The following is a 3,187-nucleotide window of genomic DNA, read 5'->3' as shown; positions in this document are numbered from 1 at the left end:
ATCCTCGCCGTCGTCCTCATGGCACTGCTGGGCATCTACTTCACGTTCTTCGGCAACAAGGTCCAGGAGGAGTCGGCATGACTCGCGCATCGACCATGACCCGCGCACAGTTCGAGGAACGCTTCTTCGGGATGCTCCGCTGGGTGGTGATCGCCTTCCTTGCGGTCATCACCGTCGCGCCCTTCTACTACATGCTGCTGCTATCGGTGAAGCCCATCGACGCTCTGCTTCTGAAGCCCGGCCAACTCTGGATCTCCCTGCACGACTTCACGCTTGCCACCTACCGAAGTGTGCTCAAGCCGGCCACCGAGGGCGGCCAGGGCTTCCTCGGCATGCTGCTCAACTCGGCGCTCGTCGCCCTCGGCACGGTGCTGCTGACGCTGGCTGCCGCGGTCCCCGGCGCCTACGCCATCAGCCGACTGAAGTTCTTCGGGAGCCGGCATGTGAGCGCCCTCTTCCTGGCGGTGTATCTCTTCCCGGCCACGTTGCTGGCAGTGCCGCTCTTCGTCATGTTCGCGAAAATGGGTCTGTCCGGCAGCCTCGTCGGACTCGCAATCGTCTACATCGCGCAGACCGTGCCGGTGTCGATCTACATGCTGAAGAACTACTTCATCACCATTCCGTTCAGTATCGAAGAGGCCGCGGCGATCGACGGCGCCTCCCGTCTGCAGACCGTGCGAAGGATCATCCTTCCGCTTGCCACCCCCACCCTGATGGCGACCGGACTCTACGTGTTCATGATCGCCTGGAACGAATTCCTCTTCGCCCTCCTTTTTCTGGCGGCCGATCCGGGCAAGTGGACGGTCTCCCTGGGTCTCCAGCAACTGGCCAACGGCATCGAAGTGCCCAAGACCGTCCTGATGGCCGGGTCGGTGGTCCTCACCATCCCCGTGGTACTGCTGTTCTTCGCCGCCGAACGGCTCCTCACCGAGGGGCTCACCAGCGGCGCTGACAAGGGCTGACACCGGACGTGGCACCAGATCTGCGACGGCGTCGACCGGCACAACCGGTCGGTGCGCCACACGAAGAGGCGAGGACGACGGGGATGACAGGAAACCAGGCGAGCGCGGGAAATCTGCTGCGGCTCATCCGCAGTGGTGAGGCCACCACGCGTGGCGAGCTGCAGCAGGCGACCGGTCTCTCCAGATCGACTGTCGGGCACCGGCTCGAGCAGCTCTTCGGCGCCGGCTGGCTGCGCCATGCCGCCGGCACCTCCACCGGCGGACGGCCGTCCGCACGGCTGGAGTTCGATCCCACCCACGCCGTCGTACTCGTTGCTGATCTTGATACCCGGCATGGCCACGCCGCGGTCCTGGACCTGTCCGGCAACATCCTCGCCGAACACACCGGCGATCTGGTCATCGCGGACGGGCCCGATCTCGTACTGGACCGGCTAGCCCGCTGGTTCGGCCCCCTGCTCAAGAAAGCAGCCACGGCCCCCGACCGCGTCTGCGGCATCGGCCTCTCCGTCCCGGGCCCCGTCGACTGGGAGTCGGCGCAGATCGTGCAGCCGCCGATCATGCCCGGCTGGGACCGTTTTCCCGTACGCGAACGGCTTCGCGACGCCTTCGCCGACCACGTCGGCCCGCCGCCCGGCGCGGTTCCACTCCCGGTCTTCGTCGACAATGACGCCAACTTGATGGCTTTGGCCGAACAACGCGAGCACTACCCGGACTGCGGGGCATTCCTCCTGGTCAAGGTGTCCACCGGTATCGGCGCCGGAGTCGTCGTGGGGGGGAGCATCTATCGCGGAATCGACGGTGGGGCAGGCGATATCGGACACATCCGGCTCCATGACCGCCCCGACGCGCTCTGCATGTGCGGTTCCTACGGCTGCCTGGCGGCGGCCGCCAGCGGCCGCGCCCTCGCGGAACAGCTGACCGCCGCCGGCGTCCCCACCGCATCCGGCTCCGATGTGCGCGCCCACCTCGCCGCCGGACAGCCGGACGCCGTACGGCTCGCTCGAGCGGCCGGGCAGCGAGTCGGTGAGGTGCTCGTCACTGTCGTCACCCTGCTCAACCCCGGTGTCCTGATGCTCGGCGGAGACCTGGCGGGGACGCCGTTCCTCACCGGTGTACGCGAACTTCTCTACCAGCGCGCTCTGCCGCGCACAACGGCCCACCTCCAGGTGGCCACCTCCACGCTGGGCGACCGTGCCGCCCTGGTCGGCGCGGCCGTCATGGTCGTCGACCACCTCTATGCCCCTGACCGGGCCGACGCCCGGCTCGCCGCTCTCGCCCACACCGGCGAGGGTGGCTGACCCACCCTGGCAACCTGTAGGGAGCGCACCATGTCCCGAGCCGTCGACCTGTCTCACGAATCCTGGCCGTACCCCCCGGTCCGTGTCGGCCTGGTCGGCGCGGGTCCCTGGGCCCGCGCCATGCACGCCCGGGTACTGGCCGCCGGGCCTGAGACCAATCTGACTGCGGTCTGGGCCCGGCGCCCGGAAGCGGCCGCAGAAATCGCGCACGACCAGGGGTCCCTGGCCGCCGGTTCCTTCGAAGAACTGCTTGACTGCTGCGAGGCCGTCGCCTTCGCCGTGCCGCCGGCCGTCCAGGCCGGGCTCGCCATTCGCGCGGCTGCCAGAGGACGGGCGCTGCTCCTGGAGAAGCCCCTGGGCGCGGATCTTTCCGCGGCGCGAGCAGTGGCCGATGCGGTCGCCGAGCACGACGTGGTGTCACAACTCGTCCTCACCAAGCGGTACCACCCCGTCACCAGGGCGTTCCTGGCCGAGGCCGCCACCCGCGAGGTCACCGGCGCCCGGTCCTGCTATCTGCACGGCGCCTTCCTCGGCGGAGAGTTCGCGACGTCCTGGCGACTCGAGCACGGCGCGCTGCTCGACCTCGGACCGCACCTGTTGGATCTGCTGGACAGCGCTGTCGCACCGATCGTCTCGGTACGCGGCACCGGCGACCCGCGCCGCTGGATCGAGCTGACCTGCGAACACGAGAACGGCGCCGTCAGCCAGGCCTCGCTGTCCGGGAGCGTCGGCCTGCCCCGCGCCAGAACCCGCGTCGAGCTCTTCGGCCCCGGGCCGGAACTCGTGTACGACACGGCGGACATCGACCACGAGGAGTGCTGGCCGGTGCTCCGCCGTGAGTTTGCCACCGCCGTACGAACGGGCACAGGGACTGGGATCGACGCCGCCCGGGGCCTGCGCCTACAGGAACTGCTGGATCAGATCTGA

General features: G+C 68.6%; 3 protein-coding genes. All 3 read left to right on the top strand.

Going from position 1 to position 3,187, the window contains the following annotated elements; translation table 11 throughout:
* Window positions 1-77 precede the first annotated feature (77 nt).
* Complete coding sequence (locus tag AB0M87_RS33180; protein WP_365859599.1) at window positions 78-962, top strand: carbohydrate ABC transporter permease; 885 nt, start codon at window positions 78-80, stop codon at window positions 960-962.
* Window positions 963-1,045: 83 nt separating this feature from the next.
* Complete coding sequence (locus tag AB0M87_RS33175; protein WP_365859596.1) at window positions 1,046-2,260, top strand: ROK family transcriptional regulator; 1,215 nt, start codon at window positions 1,046-1,048, stop codon at window positions 2,258-2,260.
* 30 nt (window positions 2,261-2,290) lie between these two features.
* A complete protein-coding gene (locus tag AB0M87_RS33170) occupies window positions 2,291-3,187 on the top strand; it encodes a Gfo/Idh/MocA family oxidoreductase (protein WP_365859594.1) in 897 nt (298 codons plus the stop codon).

It is taken from the genome of Streptomyces sp. NPDC051320 (assembly GCF_040682175.1).
GTDB lineage: Bacteria > Actinomycetota > Actinomycetes > Streptomycetales > Streptomycetaceae > Streptomyces.
The sequence above is the reverse complement of the archived record's forward strand: the minus strand, read 5'-3'. Positions and strand labels throughout refer to the sequence as shown.

What these genes read in the sequence shown, in the direction of transcription:
- AB0M87_RS33180 (WP_365859599.1), top strand. Translation starts at nt 78, where the DNA reads ATGACTCGCGCATCGACCATGACCCGCGCACAGTTCGAGGAACGCTTC.
- AB0M87_RS33170 (WP_365859594.1), top strand. Translation starts at nt 2,291, where the DNA reads ATGTCCCGAGCCGTCGACCTGTCTCACGAATCCTGGCCGTACCCCCCG.
- AB0M87_RS33175 (WP_365859596.1), top strand. Translation starts at nt 1,046, where the DNA reads ATGACAGGAAACCAGGCGAGCGCGGGAAATCTGCTGCGGCTCATCCGC.